General features: G+C 31.7%; 17 protein-coding genes. 2 read left to right on the plus strand and 15 right to left on the minus strand.

Features of this window, described 5'->3' with window-relative positions; translation table 11 throughout:
• Positions 1–3 precede the first annotated feature (3 nt).
• Positions 4–711 (plus strand): DUF4369 domain-containing protein, encoded by a 708-nt coding sequence (locus H0I30_RS04385; RefSeq protein ID WP_218773099.1) that lies wholly within the window; start codon positions 4–6, stop codon positions 709–711.
• Between the two features lie 81 nt (positions 712–792).
• On the opposite strand, the gene H0I30_RS04390 is transcribed toward H0I30_RS04385, so the two are convergent.
• From H0I30_RS04390 to H0I30_RS04450, 13 genes are all read right to left on the minus strand, one after another.
• Positions 793–2,625, minus strand: a complete 1,833-nt coding sequence (locus tag H0I30_RS04390; RefSeq protein ID WP_218773100.1) for a DUF885 family protein — start codon at positions 2,623–2,625, stop codon at positions 793–795.
• A gap of 46 nt (positions 2,626–2,671) precedes the next feature.
• Positions 2,672–3,505 (minus strand): universal stress protein, encoded by an 834-nt coding sequence (locus tag H0I30_RS04395; protein ID WP_218773101.1) that lies wholly within the window; start codon positions 3,503–3,505, stop codon positions 2,672–2,674.
• A gap of 82 nt (positions 3,506–3,587) precedes the next feature.
• Positions 3,588–4,286, minus strand: a complete 699-nt coding sequence (locus tag H0I30_RS04400; protein ID WP_218773102.1) for a sulfite exporter TauE/SafE family protein — start codon at positions 4,284–4,286, stop codon at positions 3,588–3,590.
• The gene (locus H0I30_RS04405) at positions 4,286–4,732 is read right to left on the minus strand and encodes a FixH family protein (protein WP_218773103.1); all 447 of its coding nucleotides are present in this window, start codon (positions 4,730–4,732) and stop codon (positions 4,286–4,288) included. Before H0I30_RS04405 ends, H0I30_RS04400 begins: the two co-directional genes overlap by 1 nt.
• Positions 4,733–4,817: 85 nt before the next feature.
• A complete protein-coding gene (gene ccoG / locus H0I30_RS04410; RefSeq protein WP_218773104.1) occupies positions 4,818–6,239 on the minus strand; it encodes a cytochrome c oxidase accessory protein CcoG in 1,422 nt (473 codons plus the stop codon).
• A gap of 25 nt (positions 6,240–6,264) precedes the next feature.
• Positions 6,265–7,395, minus strand: a complete 1,131-nt coding sequence (locus H0I30_RS04415; RefSeq protein WP_338056302.1) for a cbb3-type cytochrome c oxidase N-terminal domain-containing protein — start codon at positions 7,393–7,395, stop codon at positions 6,265–6,267.
• A gap of 11 nt (positions 7,396–7,406) precedes the next feature.
• Positions 7,407–7,574, minus strand: a complete 168-nt coding sequence (locus tag H0I30_RS04420; protein ID WP_081411167.1) for a cytochrome C oxidase subunit IV — start codon at positions 7,572–7,574, stop codon at positions 7,407–7,409.
• A gap of 78 nt (positions 7,575–7,652) precedes the next feature.
• The gene (gene ccoN / locus H0I30_RS04425; RefSeq protein ID WP_218773105.1) at positions 7,653–9,851 is read right to left on the minus strand and encodes a cytochrome-c oxidase, cbb3-type subunit I; all 2,199 of its coding nucleotides are present in this window, start codon (positions 9,849–9,851) and stop codon (positions 7,653–7,655) included.
• A gap of 59 nt (positions 9,852–9,910) precedes the next feature.
• Positions 9,911–10,078 carry a cbb3-type cytochrome oxidase assembly protein CcoS gene (gene ccoS, locus H0I30_RS04430; RefSeq protein WP_218773106.1) on the minus strand — a complete coding sequence of 56 codons (168 nt, stop codon included), beginning with the start codon at positions 10,076–10,078 and terminating at the stop codon, positions 9,911–9,913.
• 120 nt (positions 10,079–10,198) lie between these two features.
• Entirely contained in the window at positions 10,199–11,560 is a 1,362-nt protein-coding gene (hemN, locus tag H0I30_RS04435; protein WP_218773107.1) for an oxygen-independent coproporphyrinogen III oxidase, read from the minus strand.
• The gene (deoC, locus tag H0I30_RS04440; protein WP_218773108.1) at positions 11,560–12,225 is read right to left on the minus strand and encodes a deoxyribose-phosphate aldolase; all 666 of its coding nucleotides are present in this window, start codon (positions 12,223–12,225) and stop codon (positions 11,560–11,562) included. The genes hemN and deoC overlap by 1 nt, the downstream gene beginning before the upstream one ends.
• A 3-nt stretch (positions 12,226–12,228) precedes the next feature.
• Positions 12,229–12,561 (minus strand): cupin, encoded by a 333-nt coding sequence (locus H0I30_RS04445; RefSeq protein WP_218773109.1) that lies wholly within the window; start codon positions 12,559–12,561, stop codon positions 12,229–12,231.
• 39 nt (positions 12,562–12,600) lie between these two features.
• The gene (locus H0I30_RS04450; protein ID WP_218773110.1) at positions 12,601–14,973 is read right to left on the minus strand and encodes a heavy metal translocating P-type ATPase metal-binding domain-containing protein; all 2,373 of its coding nucleotides are present in this window, start codon (positions 14,971–14,973) and stop codon (positions 12,601–12,603) included.
• Positions 14,974–15,076: 103 nt separating this feature from the next.
• Here H0I30_RS04450 and H0I30_RS04455 point away from each other — a divergent pair, with 103 nt between their 5' ends.
• On the plus strand, positions 15,077–15,763 hold the full coding sequence (locus H0I30_RS04455) for a Crp/Fnr family transcriptional regulator (protein WP_218773111.1): 687 nt from the start codon (positions 15,077–15,079) through the stop codon (positions 15,761–15,763).
• Between the two features lie 49 nt (positions 15,764–15,812).
• Here H0I30_RS04455 and H0I30_RS04460 read toward each other — a convergent pair whose 3' ends face one another.
• Complete coding sequence (locus H0I30_RS04460; RefSeq protein ID WP_218773112.1) at positions 15,813–16,121, minus strand: DUF3467 domain-containing protein; 309 nt, start codon at positions 16,119–16,121, stop codon at positions 15,813–15,815.
• A gap of 54 nt (positions 16,122–16,175) precedes the next feature.
• Positions 16,176–20,447, minus strand: a complete 4,272-nt coding sequence (rpoC, locus tag H0I30_RS04465) for a DNA-directed RNA polymerase subunit beta' (protein WP_218773113.1) — start codon at positions 20,445–20,447, stop codon at positions 16,176–16,178.
• Between the last annotated feature and the right edge of the window lie 65 nt (positions 20,448–20,512).

Genomic DNA, 20,512 nt, shown 5'->3' on the forward strand with positions numbered 1-20,512 from the left:
AACATGAAAAAACTTATCGCCATTTGTGCGTTTTCAATATTAGCTTTTGCTTGTTCTTCTAAGAAAGAAGGAAACATGATTGTTAAAGGTCAAATTAAAGGATTAAAAAAAGGTACATTGTACCTTCAGAAAATGAACGATACTTTAATAGTATCTGTAGATTCTGTAGCGTTATTAGGCGATGATAAATTTATTTTAACCGATAATGTTGAGTCTCCTGAAATGTATTATTTAACTTTTGATGGAAATACCGATGAAAAGAGATTGATGTTTTTTGGTGAAAAAGGAGAAATCACCATCAACGATAAATTAGAAGAGTTTGGTTTTAGTCCAGAAATAAAAGGATCTAAAAATCAAGAAGTAATGGATAAATACCGTGATTTTGACCAAAGATTTAAAGATAGGCGATTAGATTTTGTTAAGAAAAATTTAGAAGCTCGTCAAGCTAATGATGAAGAATTAATTGCAAAATTAGACTCAGATTACAAAAAAATGATACGTAAACGTTTTTTATTTACGACTCAGTTTGCTAAAAACAATGCAGATAGTGAAGCTGCACCATATATTGCTTTAACTGAATTATTTGATGCTAATATTATTTTATTAGATACTATTAATAATAATTTAACCGATAAAGTAAAGAACTCTAATTATGGTAAACGCTTAAATAAGTTTATCAACCGAATAAAAGCTGAAGAAGGCGCTAAATAATGGCTTCTTTTCATAAATTTAAAAAAACTCGATACTAATTGTATCGAGTTTTTTGTTTAACAGTTATGTTACAACCATTGTTTACTTGTTTTTTTTATTATTGATATACACATCAACTAAGTTCTCTAAAACATTTAAAGGTAACGGACCATTGGTTAAAACTACATCGTGAAATTCGCGAATATTAAACAAATCTCCCAAAGCTTCTTTTGCCTTTTCACGAAGCTCTAATATTTTTAACATTCCTATTTTATAAGCCGTTGCCTGGCTTGGCATTACAATATGACGTTCCACCATTTTTACGGCATCTAATTCAGCATTTGGAGTGTTATCTGTGTAATATTTAATTCCCTGTTCACGTGTCCATTTTTTAGTATGAATACCAGTATCAACAACCAAACGACAAGCTCTCCAAAGCTCCATTGCTAAACGACCAAAATCGGAATATGGATCTGCATAAAAACCCATTTCTTTAGGAATATATTCAGAATATAATCCCCACCCTTCAATATAAGCAGTGTAACTACTAAACTTTCTAAACATGGGTACATTTTGTAGTTCTTGTGCAATTGCTATTTGCATGTGATGACCAGGAATTCCTTCATGATAAGCTAAAGCTTCCATTTGATAAGACGGCATACTTGCCATATCATACATGTTAGCGTAATAAGTACCAGGTCTTGATCCATCTATTGCTGGCTGTTGATAAAATGCTTTTCCTGCTGATTTTTCTCTGAAAGGTTCTACTGCTTTTACAATTAACTTAGCATTTGGTTTTGTTATAAACAACTCGTCTAATCGAGTTTTCATACTATCAATCATATGCGTTGCTTCTTTCATATAAACCTGTCTTCCTTCTTTAGAATCGGCATAATAAAATTGCTTATCCTTCTTCATAAATTCGAAAAACTCTTTTAAAGATCCCTCAAAACCTGTGCCCTTCATTATAACACGCATTTCATCATGAATACGAGTTACTTCTTTTAAACCTATTTCATGAATTTCTTCTGATGTTAAGTTCGTTGTTGTAGTTCTTTTTAAAGCATTGTTAAAAAAAGCTTCTCCCTCAGGAAACTTCCATGAGCCAGCATCTGTAGTTGCTATTTTCTCTTGAGCTTCTAAAGTTGAAATTAAGTTTTTATATGCTGGTAAAACTCCTTCTTTTAAAGCCACAATTCCTTTCTCGATCAATGCTTCTTTTTCTTCGGCATTAATAGTTAGTTTATTCACTTTGTTCGTGAAATCGTTTAATAATGTGCTTGTTTTACTTGAATTATCAAAAGGTTTTCCTTTTATCAAGTTCTTAGAATCTTCTAATACTTTTGCAAAAACAAATTTAGGAGGCATAATGCCTTTACTTTCTCGTTCTTTTAAGTTAATAACTAATTGACTAAATAAAGGTTTTAAATTGTGCAATCTGGCGATGTAATTTTCAGCGTCTTTGGTTGATGTTACCTGATGCATATTTATTAAAAATGCCGGAATTTCAGACTGCATTCCGTGCATTTGATTTACAGGATATGTATGAAAACGATATTTAAAATCTGCTATTTCATTCTTTAGCTGCTGCTTAAATAAATCATAACTTAACTTAGTACTTGCATTTAACTTAGTTACGTTTAAAGAATCCTTTAACCATGTTAATGCATTTTTGGTATGTACTAATTCTTCTTTAGCAAATGCATCAGAAATATCATTCCATTTATCTGCATCTTTTTTAATACCTAAGTAGGTTTGATCCATTGGGTGACGATTTAAATGTCCTTTAAATTGTTCGTCGAAAAAGGTATTTGCTTTTTTGGAATGTTCTGAAATTTCTTCTTTAGTAATAACTTTAGTTTTTACATCTTCTTTACACGATTGTAAAAAACAAGTAAAAACTAAAGCTGAAATTGTAATTAATCTTAGTTTCATCTTTGTAGTTATTTTATATCGGAAAAGATACAAAATTAGATGAACACTATATTTTAAATGAAACTATTGGTAATTTACTATGATTAGCAATATCTTCTGAAATACTACCTTCAAAGAAATGAGAAATTCCTTTTCTACCATGAGTGGCTACAGCAACAATATCTGCATTGCTTGCATTAGCAAAATATAAAATTCCTTTTTCCACCGAGTAATCAGAAATTATTTTAACCTCATTAATACTGCTCGCACTTTCATTGGCTTTATTAAAAAACACTTTCATTTCTTCTTCTAATTCTTTCGTGTTTTTGAATTTTGTGGTAGGTGTGTTTATGTATACTAGTTGTAATTTAGCTCCTAATTTATTAAAAAAAGCTTTAGCTTCTATATAAGGAGATACATCGTCATTGGTAAAATCACATGCAAAAACTACTTTTTCTATTTTTTTAGTAATTGGTTGTTCTTTAATAACCATTACAGGCACGTGCGCATGGCGAATTACTTTTTCGGTGTTAGAACCAATAAACATCTCTTTTAATCCGTCAGCTCCTTTCGAACCCATTACAATTAAATCTACATTTTCTTCTTTAGCTAATTCATCTAATTCACTAAAAATTTTAAAATGCTTAATTATCGGCGTTACTTTAATATCCGATAAATAATCTTTATCTAGGAATTCTTTAAATCTTTTTTCTGCTAATTTTAAATAAAAAAAAGTTTCTTGATTAGCTGATTCATCTGATTGATTAATTAATGAATTTGATAATTCTAACATATGAACTACTACAATTTCTGCATTATTCTCTTTTGCTAAAAAAGCAGCTGTTTGTAATGCATTTTCTGAATGAATCGAAAAATCGACAGGGATTATTATTTTTTTCATAATGTGTTTTTTAAGTTTAACTACTCCTATAAAGTTACTAAATTTATATCAGAAAAAAGAAGATTTTTGATACGTAATTAACTTAATGGCAACCTTGTACTGTGTTTACTAAATTGGTTACAGGTAAAGGTGAAACATAAGGAATTCCTAAACCCAAACCTCGTAATACAAATAAAACACCTATAAAAACAACTACAAACGGAATTACTTGTTGAATTCTTTTTCGCACTAATCCGTTCGCAAAATTACCTACATAAATAACGATGGTCATTAACGGAATTGTTCCCAATCCGAAAATAAACATATATAAACTTCCAGACAAAGCATTCGTTGTTGCTAGTGCGCCGAAAACAGCCATATACACCAATCCGCAAGGAAGAAATCCGTTTAGAAAACCGATGGTAAAAAAAGTATCATTTCCTTTCTTCTTTAATTCTTTTCCAAGAGCTGATTTAACTTTCATGATAAACCTATTCAGCTGTTTTGAAAAATTATATTTCTGAAAAGCCTTTGGTAAAACAATAGTCAAAATCATTAAAACACCTACTATAATTGAAAGTTGCTGTTGAAATCCGAAGAAATAAAAACCTTTCCCTAAAAAACCAAACAACAAACCAATTAAACTATAGGTGAATAAACGCCCTAAGTGATAACTAAGTATTTGAAAAAACTGTTTTATCTTATTTGTCCTATCAACGGGCAACATAAAAGCAATTGGCCCGCACATACCAATACAATGAAAACTACCTACCAAACCAAATATGATCGCAGATATAAACATTAATAAATTAATTCTTTTTGATATAAATATGTCTTATTTTTATAGTTCCAAGAAACAGTAATGTTCCAACGACCACCTAACAAACGTTTCTCAGGCACGAGCAAATATGTATTAGAAATTGAAATAGGTATTTCAAAATCTAATTGCTTATTAGATGGTCTATATAGGAACACTTTTCCTTTAATATCAGTAGGATTAAATTCTGTTGGAAAATAGATCCTTAAACCTTCCGGTACTCTTTTTACTATAATATTTTCTTTTAAATCTTTTGCATTTTTTGTTGCGTCAATATTTTCTTGAAATTCTAATTCTTTTTGATAATACTTTTCAGTTACCAAATCGTGATTGTAATTTTCACCTGTACTCATTGATATAACGAAATACATTATAAAACTCATAAATGCAATAATTACGATTACTATACTTGTGCCCCAGTTTAGTTTCATTTTTCTTGTTTTTAACGTCATTGCGAATAAAATGAAGCAATCTGCTAATTTATTAAGAGATTACTTCCTCGTAATGACAAATTTATTATCGATAACTTCTTGGTCCTAAAAAGTTAGTTTTAGTAGTTTCTATTAACTTATTACCACTATACACACCTATTTTAAGATTTACTTTTTCTTTTTTCATTTCTGATTGATGTAATTCTATAAACAAAGTTCCTTCTGCTAATCCTTGCTTCGGAACTTCAAAACTTTGATGTGTTACCGTTTCTATTTTTCCCTTATGAGAAAGTAACTTATAACTTACATCATCAATCTGCTTGGTTGTTTTGTTAATTACTTTATAGGTATAAATATTACTAATAATTCCGTTTTCTTTATGTTGATATAATTGCCCTGGTAATCGTAAAATTGTAGCTTCAACATCATTTCTTAAAAATAACATTCCTATTAAAACGGCTATTAAAATTCCTAAAACGGCAGTATATCCTTTCATTCTGGCCGTAAATTTAAAAGGTGTTTTCTTTTCAATATTTTCTTCGCTTGCAAAACGAATTAACCCTTTTGGCAAACCAACGTTTTCCATCATATGGTCACATTCATCTATACAAGCGGTACAGTTTACACATTCTAATTGCGTACCGTTACGAATATCAATTCCTGTAGGGCATACGTTTACACATTGAAAACAATCAATACAATCTCCTTTTCCACTAGCTGCTCTGTCTTCTTTTTTATTAAATTTTGCTCTTCCTTTTACCCCTTCTCCACGTACATGATCATAAGCAACATTAATTGTTTTATTATCTAATAAAACACCTTGCAACCTACCATACGGACAAGCTATAATACATACCTGCTCTCTAAACCATGTGAAAATAAAGTAGAAAACTGCCGTGAATATTAATAAAGAAATTAAAGTGTTTGTATTATTTAACGGATTACCTGTTACATAATCAATAACCGTATCACCACCTATTAAATAGGCTAAAAACACATTAGCAATTAAAAATGAAATGATAAAAAACAGGAACCATTTTAATAGTCGTTTCTTAATTTTTTCGGCATTCCAAGGTTGTTTTTCCAAACGGATTTGTTTTCCTCTATCTCCATCAATCCAATATTCTATTTTTCTAAAAACCATCTCTAAAAATATGGTTTGCGGACAAATCCATCCACAGAAAATACGTCCGAAAACAACGGTAAATAGAATTACAAAAACAACGCCCACAATCATTGAAACCACTAATAAGTGAAAATCTTGTGGCCAAAAAGGAAATCCGAAAATATTAAATTTTCTGTCTATTACATTAAATAATAAAAACTGGTTTCCATTAATTTTAATAAATGGCGCAGTTAATAAAATCAGTAATAAAAAATAACTAACGTACGATCTGTACTTATAAAAACGTCCGCTTGGTTTTTTAGGATATACCCAAGCACGCTTACCTTCATTATTGATGGTACCAATACTATCTCTAAATTGTTCGTTCTTGGGTGTCTCCATTGTTAACTATTAAAACCAAATACTATTATTGTAAACTATCTTTTGCTATTGCTGTAACCTCTTCTGTTACTTGTTGCGACTCGTCTTTATACAAATCACCTTGTGCTGCCTTAGGATTTGCAGGTGTGGTACCTTGCATAGACATTATATAACTTGCTACTTTTTGAATATCTACAGGCTTTAATGTTTTGCCCCAGGCAACCATTCCTTTTCCGTCTCTACCACCATTAGTTATCGTTGCAAAAACGTTTTTAATTCCGCCGCCTAACAACCAATATTCATCGGTTAAATTAGGTCCTATTCCTCCACCTCCATCTCCAATATGACAAGCAGCACAGTTTAAGTTATATACTGCTTTACCTCTTTTTAAATCACTTTCTGATGTTAAAAATGTTACTGTTTCAGCATCGATAACTGCATCTTTTGATGTTGACTTATAAGCTGCTAATTCTCTTTTAGCAACTGCAACAGATTCTGCATATTCCATCTCTTGCGTATAACCATCTAGTACTTCAAACCTTACTAAATATACTACAGCAAAAATTATCGTTGCATAAAACATGTATACCCACCATGGCGGTAAGTTATTATCTAACTCTTTAATTCCGTCATAATTATGATCTAAGATAATTTCTTCTTCTTGCTCTACTGCTTTAGCTTCTGTCCATTTAGTAATTAACTTTCTAGCCCAAGCCCAATGATCTACTTCATCAGGATTTACTCCTGCTTTAATCATAGCAACCTCCTCTATTTTCTTAACACCAGTAATTGTAAGTATTTCTTTAGCGATACAAACAAAACCAAAGGCAATAAGACCTAACCAAACTAAAGGGTTTTCTAAGAAATTATATGGGTTTTCATAAGAGCTTATAGCCTTTGCTAGCACAAAAGGTGTTAAAAATGTAAACAGAAATGAGGTTACAGATTGCACTCTTGTGTAATTCTTTGGCATTAACTCATTTGCTTTATTTACAACGGTGTTCGATAAAACCTCTTTTAAAAGCACCACCAAACCAAAACCAATTGCTATAAACCAGACTAACGAATTTTCTAAAAAATTAAAAGGTTCTTCATATGCCTTAAATGCCGCTGCTAAAATAAATGGCATTGAAAAAACAAAAAGAAAAGATACTATTGATTGAATATATTTTTTCATAATATTTTGTTTTAGTCATTTAAAGGCAAATCACTTACCTTACTTATATATTCTTTTTTGGCAGTAAACACCCACCAAAATAACACCATAAAAAAGGTAAAGAATATTGTTAATGAGATCATCGGGTATATTTCTATACCTGTAATGCTCTCCATATGGTTTTTTACGAATTTTAACATAATTTCTAATTTTTACTCGCTTAGTGAATTTTTAATATTTTAACACTTGTTCTTAAATGTTATTTATAATTTATTAGACTATTGTCTACTTAATTGTTTTTGAACATCTTTTACTTTTATATCAGTACCTAATCTTTGTAGGTAAGAAATTAAAGCGACAATTTCACGATCTTTCATTTCTATGAAAACTTGGCCATTTTCGGCTGCATACTTTTTATCTGAAGCATAGCTCTTAGCAAAATCAGGATCTTGATGTAAGTTTTCTTGAATTTTAGTTCCTTGTGCATCCATATTGGCTTGCGCATTTGCTATTTCTTCTTCTGAATAAGGAACACCAAGAGAAACCATTGCTTTCATCTTCCCTTCCGTATTACTTTTATCTAATTTATTTCTGACCAACCATTGATACGCTGGCATAATAGAACCCGGTGAGGTGCTTTGTGGATCATACATATGATTTAAGTGCCAACTATCAGAATATTTGCTTCCAATTCTATGTAAATCTGGCCCTGTACGTTTAGACCCCCACAAGAACGGGTGATCGTATACAAATTCCCCTGCTTTAGAATACTCTCCATATCGCTCTACTTCACTTCTAAATGGTCGCACCATTTGAGAGTGACACCCAACACATCCTTCACGAATATAAATATCACGTCCTTCTAATTCTAAAGGTGAATATGGTTTTACACTAGATATTGTTGGTATATTAGATTTAACTAATAATGTTGGCACAATCTGAACAACACCACCTATTAAAATTGCTATAGTTGCGTAAATGGTTAATTTGATTGGTTTTCTTTCTAACCAAGTATGCCATCCTTCTCCTTTAGTTCTGTTTTTAGACACTTTTGTTAACGGAGCTGCTTCTGCTAAATCATCAGTAACATCGCTACCAGATCTTACAGTTCTTATCATATTGTATAGCATTACAAATGCCCCAACAATAAACATACTACCTCCAATAGCACGCATCCAATACATTGGGATGATTTCAGCCACTGTTTCTAAAAAGTTACCATATGCTAATGTACCGTCTGGATTGAATTGTTTCCACATAGATGCTTGTACAAAACCTGCAACATACATTGGTAATGCATACATTATGATTCCTAAAGTACCAATCCAAAAATGGAAATTAGCTAATGCTGTAGAGTATAATTTTGTTTTAAACATTCTTGGAACCATCCAGTAAATCATCCCGAAAGTAAAAAACCCATTCCAAGCTAAAGCACCAACGTGAACGTGTGCAATAATCCAATCACTAAAGTGTGCAATTGCATTTACATTTTTTAAAGATAGCATTGGCCCTTCAAAAGTTGCCATACCGTAACCGGTAATTGCCACTACAAAGAATTTTAAAACAGGATCTGTACGTACTTTATCCCAAGCTCCACGAAGTGTTAATAATCCATTTATCATTCCACCCCAAGAAGGTGCTAGTAGCATAATTGAAAATGCAACCCCTAAATTTTGTGCCCAAGTTGGTAAAGCGGTATATAATAAATGGTGAGGCCCTGCCCAGATATAAATAAATATTAACGACCAAAAGTGAACGATTGATAATCGATATGAATATACGGGTCTGTTTGCTGCTTTTGGAACAAAGTAATACATCAACCCTAAAAACGGGGTTGTTAAGAAAAATGCTACGGCGTTATGCCCGTACCACCATTGCACCAAGGCATCTTGAACACCTGCGTACACTGAATAACTTTTTAAGAAACTAACAGGTAACGCTAAACTATTAAAGATATGTAATACTGCAACGGTTACAAAGGTTCCTAAGTAAAACCAAATGGCTACATATAAATGGCGTTGTCTTCTTTGTAAGATTGTCCAAATCATGTTTACACCAAAAGCTACCCAAACTAATGCGATTGCAATATCTATAGGCCATTCTAACTCTGCATATTCTTTAGAACTTGTATATCCTAAAGGAAGTGTTATGGCAGCTGCAACAATAATTAATTGCCATCCCCAGAAATTAAAGTTACTTAAAAAATCACTCGCCATACGTGCTTTAAGCAATCGCTGTAACGAATAATAAACTCCTGCGTAAATTGCATTTCCTACAAATGCAAAAATTACGGCATTGGTGTGTAACGGACGTAAACGACCAAAACTTAACCACGAAATTCCGTCTGTAATATTTGGGAATAAAAACATTAATGCCAGTAATAAACCTACTGAGAAACCTACAATTCCCCATAGTAGTGTGGCATAAATGAATTTTTTTACGATCTTATTATCGTAATAAAATTGTTGCATTTCCATAATTTAATTGAATTTAATATCTATTGTTAGTTTTTTTTATTCATTTTCATAAAAACAGTCTAAGACTTTTTTGTTTCATCTTTGACCAATTCGTCATCAAAAAGCATACGAACAGATGGCGTGTACGAATCATCGTACTGCCCATTTTTTACTGAAACAATAAATGCAATAAAAAAAATTAATGCCACTAAAATACTTAGTGTAAGTAGTAAGTAAATAACGCTCATATCTTGCCTGATAATTATACATCAAAGATACTTGTGAAGCTTTTCTTAAAATATGACATTTGTCATGTTTCGTTATTTTTAAAATAAAAAAAACTCGAAGAATTTCTTCGAGTTATATAATTAAATAGTCATTGAAAACAACTTCGTTTCTGGCTTATTTTTATGTAATCTTTTATCGAACGCCATACAAATATTACGCACATATGGTCTTGCTTTTTCAGGAACCTTTAAAATATTTCCTGCTATAGAAACCAAACCGTCTGATTGCATTTCTTGTAATTTTTCTAAAAGGATTTCAATATTCTTCACCTGTAAATGCTCAACATCCCACGAAGTGGAAAAATGACACATAATATTTAAAATATGCTTTCGGATAATTAAATCTTCTTCGGATAAAATATGTCCTCTAAAAACAGGAATTTCTCCTTCGTTTACTATTTTTTGATATTCTTTTACCGTTTTTACATTCTGTGCGAATCCGTACCAAGAATCTGATATTGCCGACATTCCTAAACCAACCATTAACTGTGTTTTATTGGCTGTATAGCCCATAAAATTTCTGTGTAATGTTTTTTCTTGAGTTGCTTTATATAAAGAATCTGTTTTTAAAGCAAAATGATCCATCCCTATTTCTACATAACCCATTTCGGCGAACAGCTCCTTACCTATTTCATACAATTCACGCTTCTCTTCATTTTTTGGTAAATCTTGTTCGTTAAACCCTCGTTGACCAACACCTTTTACCCAAGGTACATGTGCATAACTATAAAAAGAAATTCTATCGGGCTGTAATTCTTTCGTTTTATTAATCGTGTGAATTACATTTTCTTTAGTTTGAAATGGTAATCCGAAAATTAAGTCGTGACTAACAGATGCGTAACCTATCTCTCTTGCCCAACGCGTTACTTTCTCCACATTTTCAAAAGGCTGCACTCTATGAATGGCTTTTTGTACTTTCTCATTATAATCTTGTACACCATAACTTACACGTGTAAAGCCAACATCAAACAAGGTTTGTAGTTGTTCTTTTGTCGTATTATTAGGGTGACCTTCAAAACTAAATTCGTAATTCTCATGTCTTTTTGCGTTAACAAATAATCCATCAATAAGTTTTTTTAACTGTTCTTTTGAAAAAAAAGTTGGTGTTCCTCCACCTAAATGAATCTCTTTTATAATAGGTGTTTCATCTACTAAATCAGTATATAAATTCCATTCTTTTAAAACAGTGTCTATATAATCTTCTTCCACTTCATGACGTTTTGTAATGTGTTTATGACAGGCACAAAATGTGCATAAACTTTCGCAAAAAGGTAAATGGATATAAATACTAATTCCTTCTGTAGCGTTACTTTGTATAAATGATTTTTTAAATGTTTCAATCCAGTTTTCTTTCGAAAACGTTTCGTTATCCCAATACGGAACCGTCGGATAACTCGTATATCTTGGACCCGGAATATTATATTTTTGTATAAGTGAATTCATTAATATATACCTTTATCTGAGACTCCTTTTGTAACTAAAGACACTCCCGATGATGTTCCTAAACGAGTTACACCCATAGTAATATATTCTTCAGCAATTTCTTTGTCTCTCACTCCGCCGGCAGCCTTTATTTGCACTTTATCATTCGTAACTTCTTTCATTATTTGAATATCAGTTGTAATTGCTCCGCTTGTTCCGAATCCTGTAGATGTTTTTATAAAATCTGCTCCTGCATTAACCGCTAATTGCGATACCTCTTTAATTTGTCCTTTTGATAAATAACAATTTTCAAAAATCACTTTTAATGTGTTTTTACCAATAGCTTCTTTTATCAATCTAATCTCATTTTCAACATACGCAATTTCGCCATCTAGTAATTTACCTATATTAATAACCATATCAATTTCTGATGCTCCGTTTTCAATACAATTTTGTGCTTCAAAAACTTTTACTTCTGTAGTCATCGCTCCTAAAGGAAATCCGATTACAGCCGCAATTTTCACATTCGTGTTTTGCAACTCTTCTTTTACTAATTTAACATACGATCCGTTTACACAAACGGCATAAAAATTATGCTCTTTGGCTTCGGCACATAGCTTTACAATTTCACTTTCTGTGGCTGTTGCTTTTAGTAGTGTATGATCTATATATTTATTTATTTGCATAATTTATATGTTTTTAACTCTCTTTATAGTGTCTAATTTCGATAAAGTTAATCGCACAACACTCTCTTCTACAGCTGTAAGATTATGAATTATTTTTGGTTCTAATGAAATTAAATCACCTGTATTTAATTGTTTTACTTCTCCTTCTAAACCAAAATCAATACAACCTTTTAATACCTGAACAATAATAGAAAAAGGCGCCTGATGATCTTTCATTATCTGTCCTTTTTTGAATACTATTCGTATTTCTTTCGAAAAATCAGTATCCAGTAATAATGACACTGCTGGCTTATTTTCATTGAAATTTACCTCTTCTAAAAATGATGCTATCTTCATATATTTTTTATTAAATATCCATTACGGATTTGGTAATTACTATTTTATTTTTCTTCCTAATAAATTTGTTGCAACAGTTGTAAATACCACAATACTAATAGAACTTAAAGGCATTAAAATTGCTGCGATTACAGGTTTTAACTGACCTGTTGTTGCAAAATACAATCCTATTAAATTATAACATAAAGAAAGTATAAAGCTATACTTAATTATTTTAATTGCTTTTTTTGAAACTTTCATATAACTCGCTATTTGATTGAATTTAGAAGCATCTAAAATAGCATCGCAAGCAGGTGAAAACACATTGATATTTTCTGACAATGAAATTCCGACATTACTCTGTGCCAAGGCCCCTGCATCATTAAGTCCGTCACCAATCATAATTACATGCGCTCCTTTATTTTGTAATTCTTCCACATAATGCAATTTATTTGCTGGCTTTTGATTGAATAAAAACGAAGTGTTTTTTGGTAACAACGTTTCTAAATATTTCTTTTCTCCTTCATTATCACCAGAAACAACAGCTAAATTATAGTTAAAATTTAATTCAGAAAACAAATCTCCAACACCGTTTCTATAGGCATTTTTAAAAATATACTTTCCTTTATATTCATCATTCACACGAATATGAACAGAGGTATCTAGATTAATTTGTTCTTCCGTATTTTTCACAAAAGAAGAAGATCCAACTCTTATTTTGGTTTCTTTTGATGTAGCTTCAATCCCTTTTCCAGTAAACTCTTTAAAATTGGTCACAGAAATCATTTCTTCTTTTAAAGAACCGTATAACATTCTACTTAACGGATGGTTTGAAGCTCGCAACGTACTTTTTAATAGTGCTTTTTCTTCGGATGACAACTCAACACCTTTATAATCAATTTCATTTTCTTTACTGGTTGTTAAAGTTCCTGTTTTATCAAAAATTACACTATCAATTGCTGCTAATTGCTCTACCACAGTAGCATTTTTTAAATAAAATTTCTTCTTACCTAAAATACGCAACATGTTTCCTAAAGTAAACGGTGCAACTAAAGCAATGGCACACGGACACGCTATAATTAACACTGCCGTAAATACATTTAGCGCTTTACTTGCATCAAAATACAACCAAAATGCAGTAGCAATAAATGCGATTAATAATATTGTAATTGTAAAATGCTGACTAATACGATCTGTTAATGTTTTAAAAGACGAATTTTTATCTTTTTTAAACACATCGTTACTCCATAATTGTGTTAAATAACTCTGTGAAACCGACGTTAAAACTTCCATTTCTATAATTCCAGATAATTGTTTTCCCCCTGCAAATAATTTATCACCTGATTTCTTTAATACAGGAATTGCTTCTCCTGTAACAAAACTATAATCAATTTTAGCATCACCGTTTATCAAAATTCCGTCTACGGGAATTAATTCTTGATTTCTAATTAGCAGTCTATTTCCTTTTTCAACATCATATATCTGTACATTTTCTTCTTTTCCTTCGGATGAAATCCTTGTAACAGCAATCGGAAAATACGATTTATAATCACGTTCGAAAGACAGGAAATTGTAAGTTTTTTGCTGAAAAAACTTACCTAACAGTAAAAAGAAAACCAATCCTGTTAAAGAATCAAAGAAACCTGTTCCTAAATCAAAAATAATTTCTGCCGAACTTCTTATAAATAAAACAGCGACGCCTAAGGCAATCGGAACATCAATATTTAAAATTTTAGAACGCAATCCTTTATAAGCCGAAATAAAATAATCCTGCGCAGCATAAAAAACTACAGGCAATGAGAATATAAACATTAACCAACGAAAGATTCCTTTATAATGTTCTAACCAAAAACCGGATACTTCAAAATATTCTGGAAATGATAAAAACATTACATTTCCGAAAGAAAATCCAGCGATGCCTAATTTATAAATTAAGCTTCGATCTACCTTCTTCTTTCCTACTTCATAATCCTCTAAACTAATATAAGGCTCGTAGCCTATAGAGCTTAACAGTACTACTATTTCTTTTAATGAAATGGTTTCAGAATTATACGTAATCCGTACTGTCTTTTTAGGAAAATCAACTTGCGAAGCACTAATATTTATTTGGAGTTTGTGCAAATTTTCTAGTACCCAAATACACGAACTACAATGTATATGTGGAATATATAAATTTACAACATGTATCTTACCGTCATTAAACTCTAACAGTTTATCAACAATAGCTATGTTGTCAAGAAAATCGTATTTCCCCTTAATTTCTTCAGGAATAGCTCCTGGATTGTTTTGAAAATCATAATAACATGTTAAATCGTTTTCTGAAAAAATTTCAAAAACCGTTTTACATCCATTGCAACAAAAAAACTTCTCTTTTACAGAAATGGTTTTAGTATCGCATTCGTTACCACAATGAAAACATATTGTGTTTTCCATATTTACTCTTTTGCCTACTACAAAGATCATATATCAACCCTTATAAAAATATGATATTTATCAGCTTTTCGCTATCTTTGAATCTCCTTAACAGACTACCACCATGAGCAAATGTGAACAATGTATCATTCGTCAATTTAATTCTTTAAAATCACTTACAAAAGATGAATTGGTTAGGATTGCTGGTTGTAAAACGTCTAAAACAATAAAAAAAGGAACCGTTTTATTTGAAGAAGGCGAACATATAAATGGTGTTTTTTGTATTAAAGATGGTGTTTGTAAGGTTTCGAAAATGAGTGACAATGGTAGAGATCAAATTGTAAATTTGGTAAGAAAAGGAGATTTATTAGGAGAACGTAGCTTAATAAACGACGAAAGTTCTAACTTAAAAGCCATTGCTGTAAATGATATGGAAATTTGTTTTATTCCAAAAGAAGAAATTGTGAGAGATTTAGAAGATAATCCGAAGTTTACCATGGATATTCTTAAAAACATGGCTTCATCTCTTAAAACCGCTGATAATTTTATTGTTGATATGGCTCAGAAAACTGTTAAACAACGTTTAGCTGCAACATTGCTAAGTCTTGATGAAAGATTTGCTAAAAATGAAAATGGAGCTTTAGATATACTTTTATCTCGAGAAGATATTGCTAATATTATTGGTACAGCTACCGAATCAGCAATTCGTTTACTTTCTGAATTTAAAAAGAAAAAATTAATCAATTTAAAAGGAAAGGAAGTTTTTATACTTGATAATAAAGGTTTAAAAGATATTTCTACAGGGTTTTAATTTTCTTTTTAAAGCAAAAAAAACGTCTAATAATAGACGTTTTAAGTTTTTAAGCTTCACCGGTTGTTCCTCCAAAATTCATCGGTATTGGTACTTGCTCATAATCTTTTATTTCACCATGGGCTTGTTCAAATTTTCTAACATTTTCCGCCAAAGCCTTTGTTAGTCTTTTAGCATGTTGCGGTGTTAAAATAATTCTCGATTTTACTTTTGCCTTAGGTACACCCGGCATTATGTTTATAAAATCTACTATAAATTCAGACACTGAATGATTAATAATTGCCAAGTTACTATATGTTCCTTCAGCAACATCCTGATCTAATTCAATATTTAATTGTGGATCTTTATTTTCTTCCATAATATAAGTTATAAAAAAAGACCTCTAAAATTTAGAGGCCTTTTGTATTAGAAATTATAAATTTTTCTCCATTTCATCACTAGGTCCAACAATCTGACGATCGTAAGATCTCATTCCTGTTCCTGCTGGTATACGTTTACCAACAATTACATTTTCTTTTAATCCTTCTAAGGTATCTATTTTACCGTTTACTGCGGCTTCGTTTAATACTTTAGTCGTTTCCTGGAATGACGCTGCTGATATAAACGACTTCGTTTGTAACGAAGCTCTAGTAATACCTTGTAATACTTGTTCAGCTGTTGCTGGCTGAGCATCACGAGCGGCTACTAAGTTTTTATCTGCTCTACGTAAAATTGAGTTTTCATCTCTTAATTGACGAGCTGAAACCATTTGACCTGGTTGTAAATTCTCTGAGTCTCCAGCATCTTCAACAACTTTCATTCCGTAGATAGCATCGTTATCTGTAATAAAGTCGTTTTTGTGAATTAATTGATTCTCTAAGAATAAAGTATCTCCAGAATCAATAATTCTAACTTTACGCATCATTTGACGAACTACTACTTCGAAATGCTTGTCATTAATTTTCACACCCTGTAAACGATATACTTCTTGAATTTCGTTTACTAAGTATTCTTGTACTGCAGAAGGTCCTTTAATATTTAAAATATCTATAGGAGTTGTTGCTCCGTCAGATAACGGCATACCTGCTTTAATGAAATCGTTTTCTTGAACTAAAATCTGGTTAGATAATTTCACTAAATATTTAGTAATATCTCCTGTTTTAGATTCAATAATAATCTCACGATTACCACGCTTAATTTTACCAAAAGATACTACACCATCAATCTGAGCAATTACTGCTGGGTTAGATGGGTTACGTGCTTCAAATAATTCTGTTACCCGTGGTAAACCTCCTGTAATATCCCCTGCTTTACCAGACTTACGTGGAATCTTAACTAATGTATGACCAGACGCTACTTTGTCGCCATCACTAACCATTAAGTGAGCACCTACTGGTAAACTATACGAACGTAAAGCATTACCATCAGCATCTTCAATAATTAATGAAGCAATGATTTTCTTATTTTTAGAATCGATCATTACCTTTTCTTGGAAACCAGTTTGTTCATCAATTTCAACAGAGTAATTAATACCTTGCTCTAAATTGTCAAACTTAACTCTACCATCAAATTCTGATACGATAACTCCGTTAAATGGATCCCATTGACATACTGCATCTCCTTTTTTGATGGTTTTTATATCTTTATTAAAGATAATCGACCCATAAGGAATAATATTTGTGCTTAATACAATATCCGTCTTTTTATCGATGATTTTGATTTCAGCTGTACGTGAAATAACGATTTCAATTTCTTTACCTTCGCTATCTTTACCATTTACAGTACGTAAATCTTCAATCTTAACTTTACCATCAAATTTTGCAATTAACTTATTCTCTTCAGAAATGTTACCTGCAACCCCACCAACGTGGAATGTACGTAATGTTAACTGTGTACCAGGCTCTCCAATAGATTGTGCTGCAATTACACCAACTGCTTCACCTCTTTGAACTTTTTTACCTGTTGATAAAGATTGTCCGTAACATTTTTCACAAATACCTCTTTGAGATTCACATGTTAATGCAGAACGAACTTCTACTTTATCAATTCCTGATGCTTGAATCTTATCAGCTAAATTAGGTGTAATTAATTCACCTGAACCAACTAAAAGATCTTCAGAGTTTGGAGCATAAACATTATGTAATGATGTACGACCTGAAATACGATCACTTAAAGATTCAACGATTTCATCATTTTTCTTTAATGGAGCTACTTCTAACCCTCTTAAAGTACCACAATCAACTTCGTTTACGATTACATCTTGAGATACATCTACTAAACGACGTGTTAAATATCCTGCATCGGCTGTTTTTAATGCGGTATCGGCTAATCCTTTACGTGCACCGTGTGTTGATATAAAATATTCAAGAATAGATAATCCTTCCTTAAAGTTAGAAAGAATTGGATTCTCAATAATTTCTCCACCACCAGCTGTCGATTTTTTAGGCTTTGCCATTAATCCACGCATACCTGTTAACTGACGAATTTGCTCTTTAGATCCACGTGCTCCAGAGTCTAACATCATAAATACTGAGTTAAATCCTTGTTGGTCTTCACGTAAACGCTTCATAGATAATTCTGTTAATCTATTATTCGTAGATCCCCAAACATCAATTACTTGGTTATAACGTTCTTTTTGTGTTAACATACCCATGTTGTAGTTTCCTACAATTACATCCACTTCTTTATTAGCTTCTGCAATCATGCTATGTTTTTCTTCTGGAATAATGATATCTCCTAATGAGAATGATAAACCTCCTTCAAAGGCATATCTATATCCCATATTTTTAATTTCATCTAAGAAACTTCCTACAGCAGGAATGTTGGTAACTTTTAAAATCCCTCCAATAATTCCTCTTAATGATTTTTTAGTTAAAACCTCATTGATATATCCAGCTGCTTTTGGTACTTTTTCGTTAAATAAAACTCTACCAACTGTTGTTGCTATAATTCTAGTAACGTCTTGTCCATCTACAACATCGTGTGTACGAACTTTAATACCTGCATTTAAGTCTACTTTTTCTTCATTTAAGGCTATAATAACCTCTTCTGGAGAATAGAAAGTTAATCCTTCACCTTTAATAGGCACTTCTGGAGTAGACTTTCTTTCTTTAGTCATGTAATAAAGACCTAATACCATATCCTGAGATGGTACCGTAATAGGTGCACCATTAGCAGGGTTTAAGATATTGTGTGATCCTAACATTAATAACTGTGCTTCTAAAATAGCTTCAGGTCCTAATGGTAAGTGAACTGCCATTTGATCCCCATCAAAATCGGCATTGAAGGCAGAACAAGCAAGTGGATGTAATCTAATTGCTTTTCCTTCAATTAATTTTGGTTGAAATGCTTGTATACCAAGTCTGTGTAATGTTGGTGCACGGTTTAATAAAACTGGATGCCCTTTAATTACATTTTCTAGAATATCCCAAACAACAGGTTCTTTTCTATCTATAATTTTCTTTGCAGATTTTACAGTTTTTACAATACCTCTTTCTATTAACTTACGAATAACAAAAGGTTTGTATAATTCTGCTGCCATATCTTTTGGCAATCCACATTCTGATAATGCTAATTCTGGTCCAACAACAATTACCGAACGTGCAGAATAATCAACACGTTTACCTAATAAGTTTTGACGGAAACGACCTTGTTTACCTTTTAAACTATCAGATAAAGATTTTAATGGTCTGTTAGATTCAGTTTTTACTGCAGATGATTTACGTGTGTTATCAAACAATGAATCTACTGATTCTTGTAACATACGTTTCTCATTACGTAAAATAACCTCTGGTGCTTTAATTTCCATTAATCGCTTTAAACGATTGTTACGGATAATTACACGACGGTATAAATCATTTAAATCTGAAGTAGCAAAACGACCACCATCTAATGGCACTAACGGACGTAATTCTGGTGGTATAACTGGTACCGCCTTCATAATCATCCACTCTGGGTTGTTTTCTCTATTTTTTTGAGAATCTCTAAAAGCTTCTACAACATTTAAACGTTTTAAAGCTTCGTTTTTACGTTGTTTAGAAGTTTCTGTATTTGCTTTGTGACGTAATTCAAATGATAATGATTCTAAATCGATTCTTTCTAATAAATCAATTAAACATTCAGCTCCCATTTTAGCAATAAACTTCGTAGGATCTGTATCATCTAAATACATATTTTCTTGTGGAAGTGTATCTAAAATATCTAAATACTCTTCTTCTGTTAAGAAGTCCATTTTTTGTAATGGCTCTCCGTCAACAGTTTTAGCGTCACCTGGTTGAATTACTACATAACGTTCGTAGTAAATAATCATATCTAACTTCTTTGATGGCAAACCTAAAAGGTATCCCATTTTGTTAGGTAATGATCTAAAATACCAAATGTGAGCTACAGGTACCACTAAATTAATGTGACCTACTCTATCTCTACGTACTTTTTTCTCAGTAACTTCTACTCCACATCGGTCACAAATAATTCCTTTATAACGGATTCGTTTGTATTTACCACATGCACATTCATAATCCTTTACAGGACCGAAGATACGTTCACAGAATAAACCATCTCTTTCTGGTTTATGTGTACGGTAGTTTATAGTTTCTGGTTTTAAAACCTCACCTCTTGAAGCGCCTAAAATAGACTCTGGTGATGCTAAACCAATTGAAATTTTGTTAAACTTTTTAACAGTGTATTTTTCGTTCTTTCTTGCCATAATGAGTAATGGATTCGAATTAAAAATTTGCCTCTAATGAAGCGTATATTTAAAATGATTTATTG

Source organism: Tenacibaculum sp. AHE14PA, assembly GCF_019278465.1.
GTDB lineage: Bacteria > Bacteroidota > Bacteroidia > Flavobacteriales > Flavobacteriaceae > Polaribacter > Polaribacter bernardetii.